The sequence below is a fragment of the Pseudomonadota bacterium genome (assembly GCA_039033415.1).
GTDB lineage: Bacteria > Pseudomonadota > Gammaproteobacteria > Xanthomonadales > SZUA-38 > JANQOZ01.
In genome coordinates, this window is the sequence record JBCCCR010000028.1 from 1 (window position 1) to 24,044 (window position 24,044).

Annotated in this window: 22 protein-coding genes and 1 rRNA gene; 2 read left to right on the top strand and 21 right to left on the bottom strand. The window is 63.3% G+C overall.

All coding sequences use genetic code 11. The features are described from left to right. From AAF358_20295 to tyrS, 11 genes are all read right to left on the bottom strand, one after another. A 16S ribosomal RNA gene (locus tag AAF358_20295) occupies positions 1–475 on the bottom strand; the annotation flags it as partial. Between the two features lie 496 nt (positions 476–971). Further along, entirely contained in the window at positions 972–2,264 is a 1,293-nt protein-coding gene (gene argH / locus AAF358_20300) for an argininosuccinate lyase (protein ID MEM7707904.1), read from the bottom strand. A 21-nt stretch (positions 2,265–2,285) separates the two neighbouring features. Further along, positions 2,286–3,254 (bottom strand): N-acetyl-gamma-glutamyl-phosphate reductase, encoded by a 969-nt coding sequence (gene argC / locus AAF358_20305; GenBank protein MEM7707905.1) that lies wholly within the window; start codon positions 3,252–3,254, stop codon positions 2,286–2,288. Then, positions 3,242–4,549, bottom strand: a complete 1,308-nt coding sequence (locus tag AAF358_20310) for an acetylglutamate kinase (GenBank protein ID MEM7707906.1) — start codon at positions 4,547–4,549, stop codon at positions 3,242–3,244. Before AAF358_20310 ends, argC begins: the two co-directional genes overlap by 13 nt. Continuing rightward, entirely contained in the window at positions 4,542–5,660 is a 1,119-nt protein-coding gene (locus AAF358_20315; protein ID MEM7707907.1) for an acetylornithine deacetylase, read from the bottom strand. Before AAF358_20315 ends, AAF358_20310 begins: the two co-directional genes overlap by 8 nt. Next, positions 5,657–6,868, bottom strand: coding sequence for an argininosuccinate synthase domain-containing protein (locus tag AAF358_20320; protein ID MEM7707908.1), 1,212 nt, complete (start codon positions 6,866–6,868; stop codon positions 5,657–5,659). Before AAF358_20320 ends, AAF358_20315 begins: the two co-directional genes overlap by 4 nt. A 1-nt stretch (position 6,869) precedes the next feature. Continuing rightward, a complete protein-coding gene (locus AAF358_20325; protein ID MEM7707909.1) occupies positions 6,870–7,871 on the bottom strand; it encodes an N-acetylornithine carbamoyltransferase in 1,002 nt (333 codons plus the stop codon). Between the two features lie 169 nt (positions 7,872–8,040). Then, positions 8,041–12,375: a DEAD/DEAH box helicase gene (locus AAF358_20330; GenBank protein MEM7707910.1), complete on the bottom strand. Its 4,335-nt coding sequence runs from the start codon at positions 12,373–12,375 to the stop codon at positions 8,041–8,043. A gap of 75 nt (positions 12,376–12,450) precedes the next feature. Continuing rightward, complete coding sequence (locus tag AAF358_20335) at positions 12,451–12,987, bottom strand: GNAT family N-acetyltransferase (protein ID MEM7707911.1); 537 nt, start codon at positions 12,985–12,987, stop codon at positions 12,451–12,453. A 44-nt stretch (positions 12,988–13,031) separates the two neighbouring features. Beyond that, positions 13,032–13,550 carry an 8-oxo-dGTP diphosphatase gene (locus AAF358_20340; protein ID MEM7707912.1) on the bottom strand — a complete coding sequence of 173 codons (519 nt, stop codon included), beginning with the start codon at positions 13,548–13,550 and terminating at the stop codon, positions 13,032–13,034. Further along, positions 13,550–14,752 carry a tyrosine--tRNA ligase gene (gene tyrS, locus AAF358_20345; protein ID MEM7707913.1) on the bottom strand — a complete coding sequence of 401 codons (1,203 nt, stop codon included), beginning with the start codon at positions 14,750–14,752 and terminating at the stop codon, positions 13,550–13,552. Before tyrS ends, AAF358_20340 begins: the two co-directional genes overlap by 1 nt. A gap of 152 nt (positions 14,753–14,904) precedes the next feature. Here tyrS and AAF358_20350 point away from each other — a divergent pair, with 152 nt between their 5' ends. Next, positions 14,905–15,180, top strand: coding sequence for a DUF2007 domain-containing protein (locus tag AAF358_20350; protein MEM7707914.1), 276 nt, complete (start codon positions 14,905–14,907; stop codon positions 15,178–15,180). Positions 15,181–15,206: 26 nt separating this feature from the next. On the opposite strand, the gene gcvPA is transcribed toward AAF358_20350, so the two are convergent. From gcvPA to AAF358_20400, 10 genes are all read right to left on the bottom strand, one after another. Then, entirely contained in the window at positions 15,207–16,565 is a 1,359-nt protein-coding gene (gcvPA, locus tag AAF358_20355; GenBank protein MEM7707915.1) for an aminomethyl-transferring glycine dehydrogenase subunit GcvPA, read from the bottom strand. An 83-nt stretch (positions 16,566–16,648) separates the two neighbouring features. Next, entirely contained in the window at positions 16,649–17,044 is a 396-nt protein-coding gene (gene gcvH, locus AAF358_20360) for a glycine cleavage system protein GcvH (GenBank protein MEM7707916.1), read from the bottom strand. Between the two features lie 44 nt (positions 17,045–17,088). Next, positions 17,089–18,162 carry a glycine cleavage system aminomethyltransferase GcvT gene (gene gcvT, locus AAF358_20365; GenBank protein MEM7707917.1) on the bottom strand — a complete coding sequence of 358 codons (1,074 nt, stop codon included), beginning with the start codon at positions 18,160–18,162 and terminating at the stop codon, positions 17,089–17,091. A gap of 41 nt (positions 18,163–18,203) precedes the next feature. Continuing rightward, entirely contained in the window at positions 18,204–19,136 is a 933-nt protein-coding gene (locus AAF358_20370) for a histone deacetylase family protein (protein MEM7707918.1), read from the bottom strand. Between the two features lie 24 nt (positions 19,137–19,160). Beyond that, positions 19,161–19,712: a cob(I)yrinic acid a,c-diamide adenosyltransferase gene (locus AAF358_20375; protein ID MEM7707919.1), complete on the bottom strand. Its 552-nt coding sequence runs from the start codon at positions 19,710–19,712 to the stop codon at positions 19,161–19,163. Between the two features lie 119 nt (positions 19,713–19,831). Then, on the bottom strand, positions 19,832–20,701 hold the full coding sequence (locus AAF358_20380) for a hypothetical protein (GenBank protein ID MEM7707920.1): 870 nt from the start codon (positions 20,699–20,701) through the stop codon (positions 19,832–19,834). Next, positions 20,698–21,636: an NAD(+) diphosphatase gene (gene nudC, locus AAF358_20385; protein ID MEM7707921.1), complete on the bottom strand. Its 939-nt coding sequence runs from the start codon at positions 21,634–21,636 to the stop codon at positions 20,698–20,700. The genes AAF358_20380 and nudC overlap by 4 nt, the downstream gene beginning before the upstream one ends. Before the next feature lie 215 nt (positions 21,637–21,851). Continuing rightward, positions 21,852–22,187, bottom strand: coding sequence for an iron-sulfur cluster insertion protein ErpA (erpA, locus tag AAF358_20390; GenBank protein MEM7707922.1), 336 nt, complete (start codon positions 22,185–22,187; stop codon positions 21,852–21,854). Between the two features lie 31 nt (positions 22,188–22,218). Next, entirely contained in the window at positions 22,219–22,638 is a 420-nt protein-coding gene (locus tag AAF358_20395; GenBank protein MEM7707923.1) for a polymer-forming cytoskeletal protein, read from the bottom strand. A 76-nt stretch (positions 22,639–22,714) separates the two neighbouring features. Further along, the gene (locus AAF358_20400; GenBank protein ID MEM7707924.1) at positions 22,715–23,437 is read right to left on the bottom strand and encodes a DUF6776 family protein; all 723 of its coding nucleotides are present in this window, start codon (positions 23,435–23,437) and stop codon (positions 22,715–22,717) included. Between the two features lie 148 nt (positions 23,438–23,585). On the opposite strand from AAF358_20400, the gene AAF358_20405 reads away from it, so the two are divergent. Continuing rightward, entirely contained in the window at positions 23,586–24,014 is a 429-nt protein-coding gene (locus AAF358_20405) for a CopD family protein (protein MEM7707925.1), read from the top strand. Positions 24,015–24,044 lie beyond the last annotated feature (30 nt).

Here is a 24,044-nt window from a genome sequence, read left to right on the forward strand (position 1 = left end):
CAAGTTACCTAGCTCTTAACCGAGTAACCTTCTTCCCAAATAAAAGTGCTTTACAACCCGCAGGCCTTCTTCACACACGCGGCATTGCTGGATCAGGGTTGCCCCCATTGTCCAATATTCCCCACTGCTGCCTCCCGTAGGAGTCTGGGCCGTGTCTCAGTCCCAGTGTGGCTGATCATCCTCTCAGACCAGCTACCGATCGTCGCCTTGGTAGGCCATTACCCTACCAACTAGCTAATCGGACGCGGGCTCATCCTAAAGCGTCAGCCGAAGCTAACTTTACTCCGTAGAGCTTATGCGGTATTAGCCCGAGTTTCCTCGGGTTGTCCCCCACTTCAGGGCAGATTCCCACGCGTTACTCACCCGTCCGCCACTCGCCACCAAGAAAGCAAGCTTTCTCGTGCTGCCGTTCGACTTGCATGTGTTAAGCATGCCGCCAGCGTTCAATCTGAGCCAGGATCAAACTCTTCAGTTTAAAAAGGTGCTTCGTTTCCACGCCGACGTATAACGGTCGGTGCGGTCACTTAGCGATTCTTTCGAAGAGCCTGAATCCAGTTTTTCTCAAAACGAATTTAGGCTTCTTTACATCTAATTGACACTTGCCTTAATGCAAGCGCCCACACAAATGACCTAGCTTAATTTTTAAAGAGCTTTGTTGCGCCCGGGGCATTTCGCTCACCGGGCCGGCCATTATCGGCCGGAGGTAATTTTGAGTCAAGAAAAAACGACGTCAATCGCCGTTTACTTGTTCCAAAATAAAGCGCCGCGAAGTGTCTCCGCAGCGCTGAGGAGGCGTATTATAGGGGTGGCCGGAAGCCTGTCAACACCTTTCGGAAAGTTTTTTGTGATCCCTGAGTGAACGCCCCTAGATTGTCGTTCCGGCACCCACCGACCACCAGCGACTGATCGCCGAAATGGCCTGCGGGAAGCCTTTAGCGCGCTAGCTTTTCCGACTGACCCGCGCTGCTATCTCAAGGCTTCACGGCCTGCGCTCGCGCTCGGAGCTCGTCGAGCCGGAGCTCGGCGCACGCGCCGGGCGAAACCCGCGCGGCCACGCTTTCTGCGCCAGTCCGCTGTCCGACTTCCTGGCCCATGGCAGCGCGATAGGCTTCGCGGAACGGCACGCCGTCGCGGGCAGCCTCGACCGCAACGTCCGTGGCGAACATCGCTGGCTCCAGCGCCCGCTCCATGGCCTCTTTGTCGAACGTCATCTCGCTGACGAGCGCCGGCACCAGGGCCAGCGCCGGAAGCGTTGACTCGAAAGCTCGCAGCAGCGGCGGTTTGGTGGCCTGCAGATCTCGATGGTAGCCCGAAGGCAGCGCAATCACGGTCTGCAGCTCCGTGAGCGCACCGGCCACGACGCCGTGCTGTGCCCGCAGCAGCTCCACCGTATCGGGGTTGTATTTATTCGGCATAATCGACGAGCCGGTGACGTAGCGCTGCGGCAGGCCTACAAAGGCAAATTCGCCGCTGGTATACAAACTGAGGTCCCACGCCAGACGGCGCAGCTCGAGCGTCGCCTGGGCTAGCGCGGTCAGCGCCTGGAGCTCAAATCGACCACGGGAATTCTGTGCGTACTGCGGATTGATCTGGAGCCGATCAAAATCCAGGTCCTGAGCCGTTTGCTCACGCGCCAGGGGTAGATTGACGCCATAGCCGGCGGCCGTGCCCAGCGGCGATGAATTGATCCAGTCGCGCGTGCTGAGAGCCAGCGCGGCGATATCCACAAAGGCCTCCGCCAGGCCGCCCAGCCAGAGTCCCACCGTCGAGGGTACGGCCCTCTGTAAGTGGGTATAGCCCGGGATCACGGTCATCGCGTCCGCCTCGGCGCGGTCCAGCAGCCGCAGCGCGGTTTCTCGACACACCTCACCCAGCCGCTCCAGGCGGTTGCGCATATAAAGGCGCAGTGCGGTTTGCACCTGGTCGTTGCGGCTCCGCCCGGTGTGGACCTTGCCGCCCAGCGGGCCCAGCCGCTCGGTCAGGTAATGCTCGATGGCCGAATGGCCGTCCTCGAACGGCGGCCCCAGGACAAACGCTCCGCTCTGTACCTCTGCCTCGAGCGCCGCCAGCCCTTCCTCAAGCTGCACGCACTCATCGCCGGTCAGGAGTTCGATGGTCTTTAGCCCGCGGACGTGGGCCGCCGTTGCCCGAATATCAAATGGCAGGAGGTGCCGGTCCAGCAGCACGTCCTCTCCGGCCAGAAATCGCTGAACCTCCTCGTCAGCGCCGCTCAAGCCCTGCTTTTGCCAAAGCGCGTCACTCATGTTGCTGCTTCCCGTTATTGATTAAGCGTCCAGCCCCGCCAGGTGATCCAGGCCGTGCATCAGGTTCAGGTTTTCCAGCGCCTGGCTCGCGGCCCCCTTTAACAGGTTGTCGATGCACGCGACCCAGCGAATTTGCCGCGGATTGCGCGCATCGACGCTGAACCCGCCGATACGAACCGTGGGTCGATTTCGTACCTGCGCAATTTCTGGGATCCCGCGGTCAACCGTGACAAGAGGGAAGGCCTGATAGTACTCGCGGAAAAGATCGAGCAGCGCGTCCGTCGCAAGCGGCTCCTTCAGTTCCGCTAGCAGCGTGACGCTGATGCCGCGAAAAAATGCCGCCACGTGCGGCGTAAACGCGACCGGATGCCCCAGCTGATGGCTGACCTCAGCTTCGTGGAGATGGCCGCTGAGCTTATAGGGCAGCAGGTTGTCAGCCAGCCGATCGGGGTTGTTGCGCTCGGATGGCGTCCGCCCAGCGCCGCTGTAGCCCGACACGCCAAAGGCTGCCGGGACCCCGGCCAGCTGATCGAGCAGCGGCAGCAGGCTAAGCTGCGTGGCGGTGGCGTAGCAGCCCGGATTGGCGACACGCTTGCTGGTCGTCAGGGTCTCGCGGTTTACCTCGGGTAGACCGTAGGTCCAAGCTGGATCGAACCGATAGTCGGCGCTGATGTCCACCACGCCGGCGGGGTTTTCCGCCGCGTCGAGGGCCTCAACAAACTCAGCCGCCTCGCCGTTGCTGCGGGCAAGCACGAGGACATCAACGTCGCGCGCGGCCACTGTCGCTGCATCCATCGACTCAAATGCGGCTGCGTCAGCGCCGGGCAGGTCTGATAAATCAGGAAATACCTGGCTGAGGCGCTGGCCGGCCAGCGATCGGGAAACCATAAACGCCAAGCGGCACACTGGATGCGGCAGCAGCAGCTTCAGCAGCTCCTCGCCGACGTAGCCACGACCGCCGACCAGCCCAACCCGGATTACTCCAGCCACGATTCGTCCCGGGCCAGAGCGTCATCGACATACTGCTGCATGTCGTCCATGGCAATGCCGTAGCTGAACACGCGCCAGTCTCCGGCCTTAAAGCTGATATCCGCCTGGCGGTGATACCAGTCGTTGATGGGATTGTGCAGCTTGGCACGCCAGTAAAGCCGGTCGAAGTTGCCCCGCAGCTCGCGCCACAGCGCGGACGCTAGGCCTTCGCCCCGAGCTGCCGGCGTCACCGCAAATTTGTCTAGATAGGGATAATCGTTCAGCCCGTGACTGATGACCGCCGCCGCGCGCCCGGAGTCGGACAGCAGGAGTCGATCGAGCGGCAGCTCGTCGAAGTAGCCAGGATTCAGCTCCCGATCAAAACACTCGCCCAGCAGACTGCCGAGCTTGGATGACAAGTCCTCGTCCAGCTTGACGTGGGCAGAAAACCCTTCACCCCGCCGGATCAGGGTGCCGCAGCCGCTGTGGGTGAAAAGCTCTCGGGTCAGGCCGCTGGCCGAGGTGATGGAAACCGACGTGGCGCCGGGCAGCTGATCCAGCAGATATTTGATCTGCACAAGCTTCAGGCGCATGCCGGAGTGCACCCAGTCTTCAGCCAGCAGGTTGTCGAAGTCGGTGTGCAGGTTGATCGCCGGTATGATCTGGCCGCTCTCATTGAGCAGGCCGCCGGTCCCCGTCAGAAAAATCACCTTAAAAGGTTTCACGGCCAGGACCAGCGCCCGAGCCGCCACGTCGGCATTGATGTTCATTACCTGGCCAGAGCGCGACTCACCCAGACACGCAACAATCGGCAAGGCTCCGGCGTTGACCGCGGAGCGTAGCGTTTCTTTGTGTACCTCGGTCACGTCTCCCACGAGACCATATTTGCCTGGCGACAGGTAGTCACATTCGAACACGCCGTGCAGCAGGGAGCGGGTGGCTATGCCCTTGGCCTCCAGCGCCTCGGTGAGCTTCATGTTCTGCTCGTAGATCACCGGCCGCGCCACCGCCATCACTTCGGGCGTGGTGACGCGCATGCCGTCCACCACCTGCGATTCCACACCGGCTTCCGCCAGCGCTTCATTGAGCTGCGGCCCCGCGCCGTGCAGGACAATCGGCAGGAGGCCGACGTGGCGAAGGAACGACAACGCTGAAGCCAGCTCCTCCAGCTCCTCGGCGAGCACCGCGCCGCCGACCTTGACGATGGCGAACTGCACCGAGTCCACGGCAGAGAAACGCTGCAGATATTCCCGGGCTTCCCGGCTCGACCCAAGCTGCCCGAGCAGCTCGAGGATGATGTTGCGTGTTTCAGTCATGATTTCTTGCCAGTTGTTCGTACTGCGCACGCGCGGTCGCCAGATCCGCCAGCGGCACCCACTCATCGATAGCGTGCGCCAGCGCGATGTCACCCGGCCCCAGCACAAACGTCTGCAGCCCAGCGGCCGAAAACAGCGATGACTCGGTCCAGAAGCCCACCGCTTCGCCTAGCGGCAGGCCGATCGACTCGGCAAAAGCGATGGCCGGTGCGGGGTCAACGCCCGGGGCGGGCAGCGGCGGCCCGAGGAACGGCACCTCCCAGGTCGGCTGACGAGACAGAAGGTCAGCCCCGGCGCTGGTGCTGACTTTAAGAAACTCATCGCTGTTGCTGCCGGGCGCCAGGCGAGCGCTGTACGCCACGTGGACGTTGTCAGCGATCACGTTGCTTTTGATGCCGCCGTCCACGCGGCCGAGGTTAAACCGCGAATCGGGATGCTCTCGTTCGACGAGCTCAACCGCGGCACCAGCCCAGCGCGCAAAGTCGTGCAGCGCGTTGTCTTTGACGCCGCGAAGATCAGAAGAGTGGCCAGCGACGCCGGTGAATTTTCCGATCACCGACAGGTACCCGCGATGGGCGGTCACCACCCGACAGCTCGTCGGCTCGGCCACCACCACCAGCTCATACTCGCCGGGATTCAGGCCTTCACAAAAGCGCTTTACACAGCAGCCGCCCGACCCTTCCTCGTCGCTCGTGAAAAGCAGCGCCAGAGGAACATCGGTGGTTTCCGCTAGATCAAGGAGGCAGGCGGCGGCACCCTTGATGTCACAGCTGCCGCGGCCGTAGGCACGCCCGTCTTTGACCACCAGTTCAAGCGGATCGGTGCTCCAGCCTTCCCCCACCGGCACCGTGTCCAGATGCACATTAAAGAGCAGGCGCGGCCGGCCGCGGCGCGCCAGGTACGACACGTGGCCGTCACCATGATCGGTGATGTCGATATCGAATCCCTGGAGCTTGCTCGTCAGGTAGCCAAACATCGGATGTTCGCCGTCGATTTCCCGCGGCGGATTCTGGCTGTCGAATGACACCAGCCGCTCCAGGTGGCTGACGATGGCGTCTAGCCCGGGCTCGGTGGTCGGCTTTACCGCCGGATCAGTTGCTGCATGACTCATTTTGCTGGTCCTTTCATGACGCCGTTAACTCGCGCCGACAACGTGGAACTCTGTCCCAAAAGCTTGATAAAACCTGCCGCCTCCTCGGGCGACCAGGAGCACGACTGGGCGTACACCGCGCCAGGATCCTGCAGGATATGGGGTGAGTCGATCGCCACCGCGGTCACCTCTCCACCAACCGTTTCCAGCGTGACATCCCCCGTGACCACCCGCTGCGAGCTGGTCAGATAGGCCTCCAGGTCAAACTTGTGCGGCTCGTAGAAGAAGCCGGTGTAAACCAGCTCGGCCCAGCGCTGGGATACCTGATGCTTAAACTGGTTCTGCAAACGGGTGTTCACCGCTTCCTCCAGCGCTCGATGGGCCGTCAGCAGCGCGTCGATGCCCGGACACTCAAAGACGATCCGCCCCTTGAGGCCAATCGATACATCCCCGGTATAGACGTGCCGACCTACGCCATAGCGACCAAATTCGTCATTGAGCGTGGCGAGCATTTCCGGACCCGGCAGGGCCGAGCCGTCGAGAGCGGTCGGGACCCCCTTTTCGAAAGTCACCACTCGCCGCAGGGGCGTGTCGGGCCACTCCGCCCGCGATTTGGTCAGTGCGCGCGTGTCCGGACCGGCTGCCTGGAACTCGTCGATTTCCGAACCGGAGATCGTGACGCCAAGCAGGTTTTCGTTGATCGAATAGGCGCTGGAGGAGGCTCTTACCTCAACGCCGGCAGCTTCCAGCAGCGAGATTTCATAGTCGCGCACCTTGTCGGTCCGCGCCTGCAGATCTCGGATCGGCGCCATGATTTCGTAGTCTCCCAGCGAACGAACCGTCTGATCGAAGCGCAGCTGGTCGTTCCCCATGCCGGTACAGCCGTGAGCAAAGAGCTTTGTCCCCAGCTCGTCACACAACTCCAGGCAACGTTTGACGATCAGATACCGATCGGAGCAGAGCAGCGGGTATTGGCCGTTCGCGCGCGCGCCGCTCTGAACCAGCGGCACCACAAACTCGTCCCACAGGTCCTGTCCAATCGCCACGACGTGGTGCTGGGCGGTGCCGAGCTCTTCCGCCCGCTGCGCGATGTAGTCTCGCTCCTCATCGCTGACGCCACCGGAATCGACAAACACCGAATGCACCGTGTAGCCATCCTCCACCAGCTGGCGCAGGCAGTAGCTGGTGTCGAGGCCTCCGGAAAAGGCCAGTACTACCGTTTGACTCATCTTATTTACCTTCCAGAAGTTTCAGCATGACCGCTTTCTGCACGTGGAGCCGGTTCTCCGCTTCCTCCACCGCTACGCAGTAGTCGGCGTCCATCACCTCATCGGTGGCTTTCACGTTTCGCCGGAGCGGCAAACAGTGGCTGAACAGCGCGCCGTCGGTCAGCGACATCTTTTTCTGATCGACCATAAAATGCCGGCACTGCTTGCGAAGCGCCCACTCGTCCTGGGGTTTGCCGTAGTAAGGCAGCGCTCCCCAGCTCTTTGCGTACACCACGTCCTGACCCTGGTAGGCGGCCTCGATGTCGTGCGAAACGGTCAGCTTGCCGCCCGCGTTTTCCGCATTTTCCTTGGCGGCCCGCATGAAACGTCGATCAAGCAGATACTGCTCCCCCGGACACAGCAGCGTCACGTCCATGCCCATCTTGGTGGCGATCATCAGCGCCGAATTGGCCACGGCGGTATTGAGCGGCTTGGGGTGCCAGGTCCAGGTCAGCAGAAACCGGCGACCCCGCACCAGCCCGAGCTTCTCCTTCAGCGTCAGCATCAGCGCCAGCTCCTGGCACGGATGGACAATGGTCTCCATGTTGATCACCGGGACGGTGGCGTGTTTGGCCACGGCGTTGATCACCGGGTCCTGCCGATCGTGAGACCAGTCCTTGAACTTCGGAAACGCCCGGATGGCGATCAGATCACAGTAGCGCGACAGCACCGCCGCAACCTCACTCACGTGCTCTTCAGCGTCGCCGTCCATCACGGCGCCGGGCTCAAATTCGATGCCCCAGGCGTCCTGACCTGGCTGCAGCACCACCGCAATGCCACCCATCTGACCGATGCCGACCTGGAAAGACGTCCGTGTACGCATCGAGGGATTCAGAAACAGCAGCGCCACCGATTTACCCATCATGCGTTCATTCACCGGATGCTTTTTGAGCTCACCCGCCGTCGCCAGCAGGCCGTCGATTTCGCTGGCGGACCAGCTTTCGGTGGACAGAAAGTGTCGCATCGTTTTCTCCGGCAAAAAAAAACCCAGCCGTCGGGCTGGGTTTTGATGTTTTTGTTTAACTGCCTATGCAGCCATCACCCAGCACGCCGTTGGCTCAAACGGCGGCGGCGGCGAAGCGCGGCTTGAATCACAGGGGCCTTCAGCTGGGCCGGAAAGTGAACATGTGCAGTCATGGCGCAGAATATGGCATGGGGGCGGCGGGTGTGCAAGGGATGGTTGGCGATTGGGCGGCAAAGTGGCCGCAGACCAGCGCCTGGCGGAGCGCCGCGTCCGGCTGACCCGCCGCGAGCGACTGAAGCTCTCCGGCAACCAGCGCCGCCACCGCTTCACCGTCGACAAACGCCAGGCGGTTGCCCGCCACCGCCGGCACGCGGCGAAACGCGCTGAACAGCCGCCCGGTCAGGTTGAGCGGATCGCAGGCGGAGATCACGACCGGCGTCTGCTGATTGCTGCGTCGCGCATCCCCGAGCGCCGTTACCGCTTCCGGCAGCGCAAACTGCTCTCCGGCCACGCCGTCGACAAAACGACCGCCAGCAATTTCTTCACTTTGCTCCAGGCGTCGCAGCACGTAGTGCAGGTCACGCCACGGCGGCAACTCCGGGCGGCCACGCGCCAGCGCCCGAAAAACAACGCCGAAGCGGTTGAGCAACGCCCGTGCCGCATACTCAGCCCGCTGCCAGCGTTCGTCAGACGCATTACCCGGCGGTGGCAGCAGCACCCAGCGGCCGGCCTCAGCCAGGCCCGCCACCGGCAGGCCGCCCTGGCGGTGACGCTCGCGGCGCGTGCGCTCACGCTGCGACAGGGAGAGATAGCGGGCACCCTGAAAGCAGTCCGAGGTCACCAGACCTCGAGCCACCAGCTCCGCCAGCGCCGACTCGATGCTGGCATCCGCGAGCTTCGTCACCGGCCCGAGCTCGTCAGCGAAACTCGCCCCACGCTGCAGTAGCGCCTCCGACACCTTGCGGGCAGGTACCGACAGGTCAGCAAATCCCTCGCAGGCTGCGGCCTCTTGGCCGGCATCTGGATCACCGGCGACCCGATTGAGCGTCAGTCCACCTTCCTGACCGTCCGGCAGCGCGCTCCGCCAAAAGCGCGCCGCTGAGCGTTTGACCAGCGCAACGGGCGTGGACTGCCCGATGCCGATTGCCTCAGCGCCCGGGCTCAAGCGGAGCCACGTAAATTTGCCGTTACGCGATAGATCGTCCAACCATTCACTGCGATAACTTTGAAGCCGCGCCTCCAGGATCTTCTCCAGCTCCCGAGCGGGCGCGGCGCAGCCCTCCAGGCGGCCCAGCACCCGATCCAGCGCGCCGGCGCCCCGTCCGTCAGGCTCAGCCAGCTCGTGCCAGCTCAACAGGAACCGCGTAAAGGTGGCCATGTTGACCGGCCGAATCCTCCCGCGGCGGTTGCTCAGGCTATATTTATGAATACGGGCCAGCAGGCGGCGATTGCACCACAGCGCCTCGTCACCCAGAAAACGACCCCGTATCGCAATGCCCTCCTGCTCCAGAGCGGCCAGCGCCAGCGTGACCTGCCCCGCATCCCAGCCCAGGCGCCGGGCAAGCTCCGGCTCACCGATCGGACCGGACAGCTCCAGCACGCTGCGCAGCAGTTCCACCCGTGCGCTATCGGGGTCGGGGAGCTCGCCCAGAGGTTGGAGCTCTGCGGAGGTGTGACCGTAGGCCGCCATCGCCTCCGCCAGCCGTTCGCGAGCGACCCACAGGCGCCGCTCGCCGATCGTCAGCACCACAGCGCGTTCGGCCTGCCGCAATCCTTTGACCCAGACCTCGCCGCCGACGGCGTCCAGCAGCACTTCGTCCAGCAGCCCACCCACCATCAGGAGGTCGTGAAGCTCGTCCGTATCGCGCACCGGCGGCTGCACCTCCTCCAGCACACGCGCAATGGCTTTCGGGTCCAGCCGGTTCAGATTCGCGGCGTCTTCAACCGTTAGGTCCGGCCGCGTCCGCACCGACCGGGTTCGGCGGTTTTCCGCATCGCCGTCGTCCAGGAACGCATAGGGTTTGGCGTTGAGGACGGCTTCGGTGAGCGGCGAGGGATGCACCAGTTCGCGGCTCTCCACTTTGACTTCCCCACTGCCGATGCGGCGCAGCAGCGCCTCGAGGGCGTCGATGTCCATCAGATCGGTCAGGCAATCTTCCAGCGTCTGCGCCACCAGCGGGTGGTCGGGCACTTCCCGTGAGCCGGCGAGGTTCTCGGCGCAGGCCAGCTGATCGGGAAACACGACCGCCATCAGATCTTCAGCGTCCGAGCGCTGAAACTGGGGCGGACGTTTCTTGCCACCGATCATGCGCTTGACCGCCAGCGCGATGCAGGCGTTCCAGCGCCAGTGGGTTGGAAACATCGGCGCGTCGAGCAGCGCCTGGATCAGCACGTCCCGCACCGTCTCCGGTTTCAGGTAGCCCATCACCTCATCCATAGCGAAGCTGTGGGTTGGTCCCAGCGACAGGATCAGCGCATCTTCCACCGCAGAGGCCTGCAGCTCGAAATTGAACTTGCGGCAGAACCGCTTCCGCAGCGCCAGCCCGAGCGCCCGGTTGAGCCTTGAGCCGTACGTTGAGTGAATCACCAGGTGCATGTCACCCACCTCGTCGAAAAACCGCTCGACCATTACCGTCTGATGATTCGGCAGGACCCCCAGGGCCGCGTACGCTTTATCCAGGTAAACCGTGAGTTGATCAGCCGCCGGTTCGCCGAGACCCGCGGCATCCATCAGCCAGCGTTTGAGACCCCGCGGGTCGTCCGCCCCCAGGAGCCGGTTTGCCCGAACGCGCAGCTCGGACATCGCCTCGGACAGCTCGTCCGTGCGCCCCGGGGCCTCCCCGAACCAGAACGGCAGGGAAGGCGGCAGCCCGTGGGCGTCTTCCACAAAAACCTTCCCGGTCTCGACCTTGAGAATCCGGTAAGACGTGTTGCCCAGCTGGAAAATGTCACCCGGCACGCTCTCGAACGCAAAATCTTCGTTGAGCGTACCCACCGGGATATCCGCGGGGCGAAGCACTACCTGGTAATCGAACAGATCGGGGATCGTACCGGCGTTGGTCAGCGCGGTGAGCCGGGCGCCTCGCCGAGGTCGAAGGACCCCGTGAACCCGGTCATAGTGCAGGTAGGCTCCACGGCGCCCGCGCAGGGTGGAATAGCCGTCTGCCAGCATGACCAGCACCTGCTCAAACTCCTGCCGGGTTAAGTCAGCGTAGCTGCGGCAGGCGGTAAGCTGTCGAAACAGCGCGTCCGCCTGCCACTCGCGCCCGGCGACCTCCGCGACGATGTGCTGGGCCAGCACGTCCAGCGGCTTAGAGGGGATGCGGATGCGGTCCAGCTGGCCGGCGGCGACGCTCCTCAGCAGCACCGTACACTCGGCAAGGTCATCGAGAGACACCGGCACCAGCAGGCCCTTGGGCGTTGCGCCGACCGCATGGCCGGAGCGCCCCACCCGCTGGACAAACGCGGCGATCGAACCGGGGCTGGACAGCTGGCAGACGAGGTCAACATCTCCGATATCAATCCCCAGCTCCAGCGAGGCGGTGGCAACCACCGCTTTCAGCCGACCCGCCTTCAGACGCTGCTCAGCCTTGTGCCGATGCTCCTTGGCCAGCGAACCGTGATGCGCCATCACCAGCTCTTCGCCGACCCGCTCAGCGAGATGCCGGGTGGCGCGCTCCGCCAGGCGCCGCGTGTTCACAAAGATCAGCGTCGTGCTGTGCTCAGCGATCAGCTGAGCCAGATGGTCATAAACCTCCTCCCACACCTCGTTGGACATGATGGCGGTCAGGGGCGACGGTGGCACCCAGAGGCTCAAGTCCCGCCGCCGCTGGTGGCCGGCGTCCACCACCGCGCAGGGCCGACCATGACAGAGAAAGGCGGTCATTGCGTCGATCGGTTTCTGCGTCGCCGAAAGCCCAACCCTCACCGGCGGCTGGTCGGTCAGCGCCTCAAGCCGCGCCAGGGACAGCAGCAGGTGCGCGCCGCGTTTTGAGCCAGCCAGCGCGTGGATCTCGTCCACAATCACCTGACGGACGCCGCCGAGCATGCGCCGGCCCGCCTCGCTGGTCAGAAGGATAAACAACGATTCGGGGGTGGTGACCAGGATGTGCGGCGGCCGGCGCTTCATTTTTTCGCGTTCCGCCGCCGGCGTATCACCGGTGCGAACCGCGGCGGTGACCGGCTCGCCCAACACCAGGCGCTCGCTGATGGCCGCCAGCGGCGCCTCCAGGTTGATCTGGATGTCTCCCGACAGCGCCTTCAGGGGTGACACGTAAAGCACCTGGACTCCCTCGCGAAGATCGCCGGCCTGGGAACGCTGGGCGAGATCGTCGATGCAGGCCAGGAACGCGGCGAGCGTTTTCCCGGAACCGGTAGGGGCTGCGATCAGCACATTCTGCTGCTGCTTGATCAGCGGCCACGCCTGCGCCTGGGCTGGGGTCGGACGCTGATAGGTGTCCTCGAACCAGGCTTGAACCTGCGGATGGAATTGCCGCCACTCCATCAAGCAGGTGTATCACGCCGTATTCTCAAATCCTGAGAATAGGACGCACCCCGCCGGCCTGGTTTGTGGAAAAGATCAGTCGATCAAAGATTTGTGCATCGGCGCGAGGCGCAGCTTCTCACCGTTTGGCATGGCGTGCTCGAGCGTCATCGCCCCCCGGTAACCGTGGCTGCGATACAGGCGCACACCGGGCATGGTCGCCCCGGTCTCAAGGGTCTTGAAGCCCGCAGCCCGCGCCTGCTCTTCGCAGTGCGCCAGCAGCCTGCTGGCCAGGCCCTGCCGAGCCTTGTCCGGCTCGACAAAAAAAGCTCTCAGGTGAGCCGCTTCGCGGGACGGGTCCAGGCGACGCTCGCCGCTGAGGGCGCGGCCTTTGAGCGAGGTTTCCCTCGCGCTCCAGCCGCCGCAGGCGGCGATCTTCCCATCGACTTCCAGCACGTAGTAGGTGCCGTCATCGATCAACATTTCATCTAGAGCCAGCACCGAATCGAGTGCACCTTCGAGCTGTTGCGGGGAATAATCATCACTGGCAAGCGCCAGGGTGGCACGACGGATCAGGTCGTTGATGGCCGGCTGATCTTCGGGCCGAGCCGGGCGAATCGCATTGGCGGCCATAGCTTGAGGTTACTAAGGTGACTGACGCTGTCGGTCAGTGTACTTCAGACCAGCTCAATAGCGTGATCGACCATGCTGTCATCGTCGAAGATGTAGCGGGCGAGGAACGGCTTTTCCTCCAGCATCAGCGGCAGCCAAAGCCGATCGTCTTCCCACATCTCGTCGAAGGGAATTTGATCGACCGGAAACCACAGCGGCAGCGCCTCGTCGGTCTCGGTCACCTCTCCCTCGTAGCTATCGCTCCGATAAACCCAGACGTGAATCGAGTAGCCGTCCACAAACTGAAACAGATGCTGGCCACAGTAGCGCGGCGCCAGCGGCGTGATGCAGAGCTCTTCCTGGCACTCTCTTACCGCGCAGGCTTCCGGGGTTTCCCCCGGATCCAGCTTGCCGCCGGGCCCGTTGATCTTCCCGGCGCCCAGCCCGCGCTTTTTGCGAATCAGCAGAATCTCGCCATCGCGCACGACGAACAGCAGCGTGGCCAGATCCTTTGCCTGCCATCGCGACCAGTCGATCTGATCGACCAGGCGCGCCGTCGCCGGATCGCTGACAAAATCTGACATCAGCTGATGGTCACCTTGGCAAAGCGGCGCTTGCCCACCTGCAGCACGAGCTCTGTTCCCTGGGCAAGCTGCAGCTTCGGATCGCTGACGCGCTCCTGATCGATACGCACCGCGCCCTGCTTCAGCATCCGGTGTGCTTCGGAGGTGCTTGCGGTCAGGCCAGCCTCCTTCAGCAGCATCGGCAGGCCAATCTGCCCGCCTTCCACCGCCGCCACCGTCACCTCCGGCAGTTCGTCGGGGAGCCGATCCTTCTGGAAGCGGGCGATAAACTCCTGCTGCGCTGCTTCACCGGCGGACGGACCGTGAAACCGGTCGACCAGCTCCCGGGCGAGCTGAAACTTGATATCCCGAGGATTGACCCCCGCTTCGACCGCCTGGCGGTGCGCCGCAATCTCCTCATTGCTGGCGAAGCTCACCAGCTCGAAGTAGCGCCACATCAGGGTGTCGGAGATGGACATGACCTTGCCGAAGATCTCCCCGGCCGACTCGTCGATACCGATGTAGTTGTCCAGCGACTTGGACATCTTTTGCACCCCGTCCAGCCCCTCCAAGAGCGGCACGGTCAGGATGATCTGCGGCGGCTGGTCATGCTGCTGCTGAAGCGTTCGGCCGACCAGCAGGTTGAACTTCTGGTCGGTTCCGCCCATTTCAACGTCCGTCTTCAGCGCAACCGAGTCATACCCCTGAGCCAGCGGGTAGAGAAACTCATGAATGGAGATCGGCTGTTCAGCCTTGAAGCGCTTGCTGAAGTCATCGCGCTCTAACATGCGGGCGACGGTGTAGCGGGAAGCGAGCCGGATCATGTCGGTGGCGTCCATCTTGCCCAGCCACTCGGAGTTGAAGCGCACCTCGGTCTGTTCTTTATCCAGGATCTTAAAGACCTGCTCAGCGTAGGTGTCAGCGTTCGCCTTGATCTGTTCGGGCGACAGCGGCGGTCGGGTTGCGTTGCGTCCGCTGGGATCGCCGATCATCGCGGTGAAATCTCCGATCAGAAAAATCACCGTATGCCCCAGCTCCTGGAACTGGCGCATCTTGTTCATGATGACCGTGTGGCCGAGGTGCAGGTCAGGCGCCGTCGGATCAAAGCCGACCTTCACCCTCAGCGGTCGCCCGAGCTTCAGCCGCTCCACCAGTTCGTCTCGTTTGATCAGCTCGTCGGCGCCGCGTTCCAGCACGGCGAGAGCCTGGTTGATGTCTTCCATGATTTGAGCCGCCGCGCGGCGCCAATGAAAGCAGCGAACGATAGCGGATTTGTGACAGCCAGGGAACCGGCTGTCGGTCTAAGCGCGACGATGGCGTCAGCCAGCCCGAGCCGCTATCCTGCGTGGCGAGCCGTTGCCCAACCGGAGCCCGCATGAAAGTTGTCTATCACGCTGAGAACATCATCGACGCGAACCTGGTGAAATCGCTTCTGGACAACGCCAGCATCCTGGCGTTCGTCAACGGTGAATTTCTCGCGGGGGCCATCGGCGACGTGCCGGCATCCGGACTCATCACCGTTTCGGTGGCTGACAGCCACGAGGCCGAGGCGCGAAAGGTGGTTGCTGAATTCGAAGCCGAAAGGCGGGACATCGCGGACGAAAACGATGCCGGGGCCCTTCGCGGCTTTCCCGGGCTCGCCGCCGACTGAGCTCGCCTACCGCCTGAACCGCGGGCTCAGGCCGCCAGCACCTCGCGCATGGCCGCCACAAAACCGTCGATGTCCGCCGCCGTTTTGGTTTCCGTTGCGCAGACCAGCAGGTCGTTCTCGTGCCCTCCGCCAACCGACGAAAGATCAAACCCCGGCAGCACCCGCCGCTCGGCCATCGCCTCGATCACGGACTTGGCAGTCCGGGGCAACCGCAGTGCACATTCGTGAAAGTAAACACCGCTGTAGCATTGACTGATGCCTTCGATGGCGGTCAGCCCCGCAACCAGACGCTGGGTGTTTTGGTGACTCGCCGCGGCCACTTTCTCCAGCCCGGAAGCGCCGAGCAAAGACATATAGATGGTGGCCGCTGTGACCAGCAGCCCCTGGTTCGTGCAGATGTTCGAGGTGGCCTTGGCCCGGCGAATGTGCTGCTCCCGCGCCTGCAGAGTCAACGCAAACCCGGGCTTGCCGTCGAGGTCGGTGGTCCGTCCAACCAGGCGGCCCGGCATCTGGCGCACCAGCGCCTGGCGGCAACAGAGAAACCCAAAATACGGGCCGCCGGATGACAGCGGCACGCCCAGTGGCTGACCTTCGCCGCAGGCGATATCCACACCGTTCTCACCCCACTGCCCCGGTGGCTTCAGCACCGCCATCGCCATCGGGTTGACCACCGCAATGGTCAGCGCCCCGGTAGCCGCGGCGGCGTTGGTCAGCGCGTCGACGTCTTCCAGCACGCCAAAGAAATTCGGTTGAGGGATCACCACCGCAGCGATGTCCTCGTCAGCCAGCGACACCAGAGCCTCGACATCAGTCTGGCCGGTTGCCGGGTCCATCGGCAGCGTTTCGATGGTAATTTTCTGGGCTGAAACCAGATTGGTGAGCACCTGACGATAAATCGGATGCACCGTCTCCGGCACCAGCACCCGGCGCGACTTCGACTTGCGATTGGCTCGCAGGGCCATCAGCACCGCCTCGGCCAGGCCTGAGGCGCCGTCGTACAGCGAAGCGTTCGACACCTCCATGGCCATCAGCGCCGCCATCATAGACTGGTACTCATAGATGACCTGGAGCGTGCCCTGGCTGGCTTCCGCCTGGTACGGCGTGTAAGCGCTATAAAACTCGCCGCGCGTGGTGATCTCCCAAACCGCCGCGGGAATGTGGTGCTCGTAGGCGCCGGCGCCGGCAAAACACGCAACCCCGGCGTCCTTCTCCGCCAGCGCCCGCATGTGTCGCGAAACCGCCATCTCCGACATGCCGTCGTCGATCGCCAGGCCCTCGATGCGCAGGGCGTCAGGGATTTCGTCGAACAGCTGATCGATGCTGTCAACCTTGATGGTGCTGAGCATCTGCTCAACGTCGCTGTCGGTATGTGGAATGAATGGCATGGTTTTTATGGGTCGTCGGTCAATGCCATCGGAGCCAGGGGGAGTTTTTGCTCTCCTCGCCGACTCGCAACAGCAGGCGGTTCCTAATCGTCTTCGTCAGCGATCGACTTCTGGTAGGCCTCGGCATCCAGCAGCTGACCCAGTTCGCTATCGTCGCTCGCGCGCACGGTAAACAACCAACCGTCGTCATAAGGTGATTCGTTGACGGTTTCCGGTGAATCGGCCAGAGACTCGTTCACCTCGACAATTTCACCGCTGACCGGCGCGTAAACGTCGGACGCCGCCTTGACCGATTCGACCACCGCGCAGGCGTCTTCGCGGAGGATGTCGTCACCGGACTCCGGCAGCTCTACGTAAACAAGGTCACCCAGCAGGTTTTGCGCATGATCGGAGATGCCGATCCGCAGGAGGCCGTCTTCCTCAACTCGCACCCACTCGTGGGAGGCCATGAATTTCAGGTCGCCCGGGATATCGCTCATGTCATGTTCCTCTGTCTTGTCATGGTTTTTTTGCCGACCAGATTCTAGCTGTCGGCAGCTGAGACAAACGGCGGCTCGACGACGCGCGCCGGCACCTCCCGGCCCCGGATATCGACCGCCACCTGATCACCGGTGGTGACCGGGACGCGGGCCAGCCCGATCGACTGTTTCAGCGTGGGCGAAAACGTGCCGCTGGTGACCACACCCGCCGTTTCCTCGCTGACCACCGTCTGGCCCTGGCGCAGAACACCACGGCCCTCGAGCACCAGCCCCACAAGCTTCCGTGGCACGCCCGCTTCGAGCTGAGCTTCCAGCGCCGAGCGCCCTACAAAGCGCCGGTTATCCGACAGATCGACGGTCCACTGGAGGCGCGACTCCGCCGGCGTGGTTGTCTCGTCGATGTCCTGGCCGTACAGGCTTAGGCCCGCCTCCAGCCGCAGGGTGTCGCGGGCCCCGAGCCCGCAGGGCGCCACGCCCGCCTCAAGTAATTGTTCCCACCATCGCGTCGCGGCCGACGCGTCCATCAGCATCTCGTAGCCGTCTTCCCCGGTATAGCCGGTGCGAGCGATGAACAGCGACTCGCTGTCCCAGGCCCAGAATCGGCCGAGCGCCGACACGGCCCCGCGATCCGCATCATCGAGGAGTCCATGCACAGCATCTCGCGCCCGCGGCCCCTGCACCGCCAGCATCGCCAGATCCTCGCGCTCGATGACACTCACCGAGGTGCCCTCAGCCTGAGCTCGAATCCAGGCGAGGTCTTTTTCCCGGGTCGCCGCGTTGACGACAGCGCGATAGGCGCCGTCAGGTCTGCCGTAGACGATCAGGTCGTCGATAATGCCGCCGTTTTCGGCGAGCATGCAGGTGTAGAGGGCTCGGCCGGGCCGCTTGAGCTTGGCCACGTTGTTGGCCAGCAGCTCGGACAGAAAGTCCCGGCAGCCTTCACCCTCAAAGTCGACCACGGTCATGTGGGACACGTCGAACAGCCCGGCCTCCTGGCGAACCGCATGATGCTCTTCGACCTGGGATCCGTAGTGGACGGGCAGCGCCCAGCCGCCGAAGTCGACCATGCGGCCACCTTGGCTTTGGTGCTGCTCAAAAAGAGGCGTGTGGGCGGGCACGGTCCTGTCCACGGGTAAAGGGATCGGCATGATAACTCAAGTTACGCGGAAATCGGCGCCGAAAGCGCACCGACGTGGGCGCTGACCGAATCGGCGAGCGCCTGGGTGTTGTAGCCGCCCTCGAGCGAAGACACGAGCCTCCCCGCACAGTGCCGATCGGCCACCGCCAGCAGCTCCCGGGTGACCCAGGCATAGTCGTCGACGGTCAGCTTGAGACCTGCCAGCGGATCGTCGCGGTGGGCGTCAAAACCGGCGGAGACAATCAGCAGCTCTGGCTTAAATTCGGCCAACGCCGGCAGCCAATGCCGCTGAACCGCGTCGCGGAAGGTCTCCCCGCCGCTGCCGCTGAGCAGTGGGACGTTCACGATATTTCCCACGCCGGTCTGATCCCGACCGCCGGTGCCGGGATAGAGCGGCATTTGGTGGGTCGACAAAAACATGACGCGCGGATCAGCAGCAAAAATGTCCTGGGTGCCGTTGCCGTGATGGACATCGAAATCCGCCACCGCGACCCGCTTAAGCCCATGATGGTTCAGGGCATGCAGCGCGCCTACGGCCACCGAGTTGAACAGACAAAAGCCCATCGCCTGATCGCGCTCGGCATGGTGCCCGGGCGGGCGCACCGCGCAAAAGACGTTCGGGTGCGCGCCGGTAACCACGGCGTCGACGCCCGCCACCACCGCTCCGGCCGCCGCGCGGGCGGCGGTCAGGGAGGCCGGCGACATGACGGTGTCAGCGTCGACGCCCACCGAACCACTTTCCGGCGCTATGCGCGCCAAAGTCTCGATCAGCGCATCGCTATGGGCGGCCGCCAGGTGTTCGTTTTGCGCCAGCGGCGCTTCCTGCCATGACAGCGCCGGAAAATCCTGCCGGAGCCGCTCGACAACCGCTCGCAGCCGGCCGGGGTGCTCCGGATGATGGGACCCGGGGTCGTGTGCCTCGCAGGCGGGGTGCGTCAGCAGCAGGGTAGTCACGGTTGCACAAACGCTGCCACAGGTTTAGCTGTAGCGCTCCCGGTCCCAGAGGGTCTCACCGGCGTCGGAAGCGGCCGCCAGGCGACGGGCGACAACAAACAGCAGATCCGACAGGCGGTTGAGATATTGGCGGGCAACGTCGGCCACCGGCTGGTCTGCCGACAGGGTGATCAGACGGCGCTCCGCGCGACGGCTGATGGTCCGCGCCATGTGGCAGGCCGCCGCCGCCGCGTCACCGCCGGGGAGAATAAACTCCTTCAGCGGCTTGAGATCTTCGTTAAAGGTATCCAGATCGCGTTCGAGGCGTTCGACCTGCTTGGCGTTCACTAGCTCGGTGCCGGGAATGCTCAGCTCTCCGCCGAGATCGAACAGGTCGTGTTGCACCGTGATCAGGCAGGTTTTCACCGCCTCATCCGCGGTGAACGCAATTACCAGCCCGACAGCGCTGTTCAGCTCATCAACCGTCCCGTATGCCTCAACCCGCAGACTGTCTTTACCCACTCGGCTGCCGTCTCCCAGGCCGGTGGTTCCGTCATCGCCGGTCCGCGTATAGATTTTCGAAAGTCGGTGTCCCAAAGCTTCTCTACTCCAAGTAAGGCCAGACGCGCGGCTGCGTCGAAGCGCGAGATTGTGCGCAACCAGCGCTCATGCAAAATGTGAAAAACGGGCGCCCGAAGCGCCGGGACCCCGCCAGATCAATTCAACACCATCACGACGGTTGTCACCGCGGCCACCGTCAGCCAGCACACGAGAACCCGCCACACCAGATTCATCGCGATATTGACCCGACCCGGCGCGCCACTGAACTCGTGATCAAAGGCGTCATCCGGCGCAACCTGGACGATCATCGCACCCGTTTTTGGCCAGACGTCGCGAGCAAATGTCTGCCAGCCCGTTTTGGCGATCAGCTGGCGCGAACCGCTGACCACCCGGTCGAAGTCGCCGACCATCGCCAGCCCGAGGCTCGCGAGCAGCGCCGCCGGCCAGTCCACGATACTGAGCCAGCGCTGACCGGACCGCACCTGTCGCTCGCTGAGCAGCGCCAGATTGCGTTCCTCGGCAAGCAGCGCGTGGAGGAAGCGAAACATGACCGCCCCGCCCGGCCCAGCGATGAGAAACCAAAATAGGGCTCCGAACCACCGGGCCAGCGCCTGATAGAACACGCCTTCAACCAGCACCTCCGCTTTCTCGTCGTCGAGGACCGATCCGGCCTCCCGGTAATTCATGAGCAGCATACCGGCGGCATGGTGCCGTTCCTGCGCGTCGTCCGCTTCGAGATAGTGCTGCACGTCGGCGTCGAGATCGCGGGAGCCCCACGCGAAAACCAGTGCCGCAAGCGAGACCAGCGCGGCGCTGAAAAGCTGCCCCTGCTGCAGCAGGTATAGGTGCAATACCGCCACCGCGAGACCCGGCAGCAGGGTCAGCACGACGGGCCGGAGCGGATGGCCACTGCGGCCCATCAGCCTGGCGAACCAGGCATGGATTAAAAGGTGTTTGAGGTCCCGCAGCTGTCGGCCGGCTAGCCAGCCGATCATGAGCGCCAGCAGAATGATCAGCAGCGTCATCGTTGCCAGACGCCACCGCCCCAGCTGCTGATATCCAGCTGGTGCCGACTCGCCATAAAGTGCGCAATCAGGTGCCAGGATACCGACGCCTTGAATGGCAGGATGATCTCCCCGCTTTTCACGAGTCGCTGCAGCTCCAGCGGCTCAAACCAGCGGGCGTCTTCCAGCTCATCGTCAAGACGAATGTCGGTCCTTACCGCTTCGCCGGTGAAGCCCACCATCAGCGACGACGGAAACGGCCACGGCTGGGACGAGTGGTAGCTGAGGTGTCCGACGACAACCCCACTCTCCTCGGCCACTTCGCGCCGCACGGCATCCTCCAGCGACTCGCCCGGCTCCACAAACCCCGCCAGCGTAGAGTACCGACCCGGCGGCCAGGACGGCTGACGTCCCAAGAGGATGCTGCCGCGGTAGCCCACCGCGACGATCACCGCCGGATCGAGCCTTGGAAAGTGCACCCGTCCACAGTCCGGGTTCTGGCAAACCATGCGAAACCCCGCCTGATCGATTTCACAGCGGGTGCCGCAGCGACCGCAGAAGCGGTGGTTTGCCTGCCATAGATCTAAACCTCGCGCGTAGGCAGCCAGCCCCGCCTGGGTGCCTTCGAGGTCCGCCACGATGCTGCGGAGTCCCCGCAGTCTCGCGCCCTGCTCGTCGGCGAGGCTCTCTGCGGTGGCTTTGGAAACGCTGGCGACAAACCAGGTATTGGAGTCGAGCTCACCCAGCAGCGCCTGATAGTGGCTTTGCTGACGAAGCGCCGGCGGCAAATCGGCCAGCCGAGCTTCAGGTCCGCGACCGCAAACCAGTACCCGGCCTTCGGACACCACCATGACCCGGGACCGCGGGTTGGCAAATTCCCGGCTCAGCCACGCCTCATCGCTCCGGCGCTCAGCCAGGCGATTGATCGGCAGCCCGCTCATAGGATTAACGCTCAAAAAAGTGATTCCTGTGTTGGCCGTGCATCAGCGAGACCGTTTGCGTTCATCTAGGGCGGCTGCGACATGTTGGCCAGGCGGCCCGCTCGTGACGTTGCGAGTTGTCCCGCCACCGACAACAGCTGATACGGTGGCCGGTCAGCCCCCGGGCTGAGCGCCGAGGCGACTAACGTCGAAGAATCTTGCAGCCCGCTGCGCGGGAGGCTTTCCTCAGGTCAGACCGAAAAGGATGAACCGCAGCCGCAGGTGGTGGTCGCGTTCGGATTGCGAATCACAAACTGTGCGCCCTTCAGCGACTCCGAGTAATCGATCTCAGCGCCAAGCAGATACTGCAGGCTCATCGGATCGATCAGCAGCATCACGCCCTCTTTTTCGATCTCCAGGTCGCCCTCGGTGATCTCTTCGTCGAACGTGAAGCCGTACTGGAAGCCTGAGCAGCCTCCACCACTGATGTAGACCCGCAGCTTCAGCTCCGGGTTTTCCTCTTCCAGGATGAGCTCCCGCACTTTGCGTGCAGCAGCGTCGGTAAAATCGACGGCGGCGGTATCCATAAGTAGAAGGTAGGCCTAGTGGGCCAATCTTTCAAGCATCAGCGGCGCTGGCCTTGCTGGCCGCGGGTTTGCTGGTCACGGGCGTCACGCTGGCTTTGCTCTTGGAAACCAGCTGCCCGTTGACCTCCGCGCCGAGGCGCATCTCGATCGCCTGATAATGAATGTTGCCTGAGACGCGTGCTTTTTCGCGCAGCTCCAGTCGATCGTCCGCGTGGACGTCACCTTCCACCTTGCCGTTCACCACAATGACCGGCGCGCGGAGCTCACCTTTCACCACCGCGCTTTCGCTCAGGTGCACCACGCCAGCGCCCTCAGCAGCCGTCACGCTGCCGTCGACCTCACCGTCGATGTGCAGCCCGCCGGTGAATTTGATATCCCCCTTGATTCGGCTTTTTTCGCCGATCAGGGTCTCGATCGGCGTCCCGTCATCGCCGGACTCATTCTTAAACATGCTGCACTCCTGAACCTGAGGTACGGAAGCGGGATGATACCAGCGCTGCCGGAAAAATCTGTGACTGCGACCCCCATCAGGTTGCCGGCGCCGCCTCGTCGGCAACCTGCCAAGAAAACGTCCGTTCGATGGTCCGCTTGCTGCCTTTGGCTTTCGCCTGCACCTCCACCTCCATGGGGGTGAAACCGGCGGGTAACGTGATGCGACCTTCCAGCAGCTGATAGTACTTAAACTCGAACGCACGCGACGGGTCGGCAAGCCCAAGCTCAACCCCGGTGAGTCGTGTCGCGCGGTCGTCGGCCACGCCAGCGACCGTGAGCGCCAGCGTCCCGTCAACCCGTCGCGTCTTTTTGAGATTCTGGGTCAACACCAGGCGGTAGCCGAAAACCTGCGGCGAAGGCGTCGGGGTGAGCTCAAATTCGTGCACCGCAAGACCCCTGACGCTGCCGCCAGCATCGAGCAGGCGCCGGTAAAAGCTAACCTCCTCCCGCTGACTGGCAAGCTGCTGGTCGAGCTCAAAGACCGACCGCTTCAGTTCTGCCATGGCGTTTTCGCCGACCTGGCGGGCGCGTTCGGCGACGGCCACCTGACGCCCAAGATCTTCGACCTCTGCCTCGAGTTGCACCGTAGACTGCGTCGATGGTCCCGCCGAACCTGAGTCCGGGCGCGTAATCAGCAGCGCGCCGCCGGCGCCGAGCGCGGCACCCATGAGAAGGCTCCCGCCCAAGACCCAAGGCTTGGGACTCGAGTCCTGGGGTCCGATGACGACCCGGGGTTTGACGGTGGATTGATCGTTCATGAGTCGGCGGGCGCGATGATCAGCAGCTATCTTGAGCGGGCCGGGTCGCAGCGGTCAAGCGCCCTCGCTCCGGGTACCGTTCGGGTTCGCTTGGCGGCGGGGCCGCGACACAGTAGATTGCGTGCTTGCACTGGTACAAGGAAGCTTCGTGCTCTGGATTAAGGCCTTTCATATCATTTTTATGGTGACGTGGTTCGCCGGACTGTTTTACCTGCCCCGGCTGTTCATTTATCACCACAACGCCAGCGACGAGATCAGCCTGGAGCGGTTTGTGATCATGGAGCGGCGCCTGTTTGCGATCACCACGATCGGCGGGGCGCTCACGGTGGTTTTTGGCCTGCTGCTGATCTGGCTTCTCGGTGGCCTCGACGCGGCGCTTTGGCGCTTTGGGTGGTGGCACGTCAAACTGCTGCTGGTGGCGAGCCTGATCGGCTACCAGGTGTGGTGCAAACGCATTATGGGACAGCTGGCGCAGGGAAACAGCCCGCACAGCGATACCTGGTATCGATGGTTCAACGAAGTGCCCGCCATCATGCTGATCGGCGTGGTCGTGATGGTCGTGGTAAGGCCTTTCTAAAACGAGCCACAGGACACAATACGCTTGCTG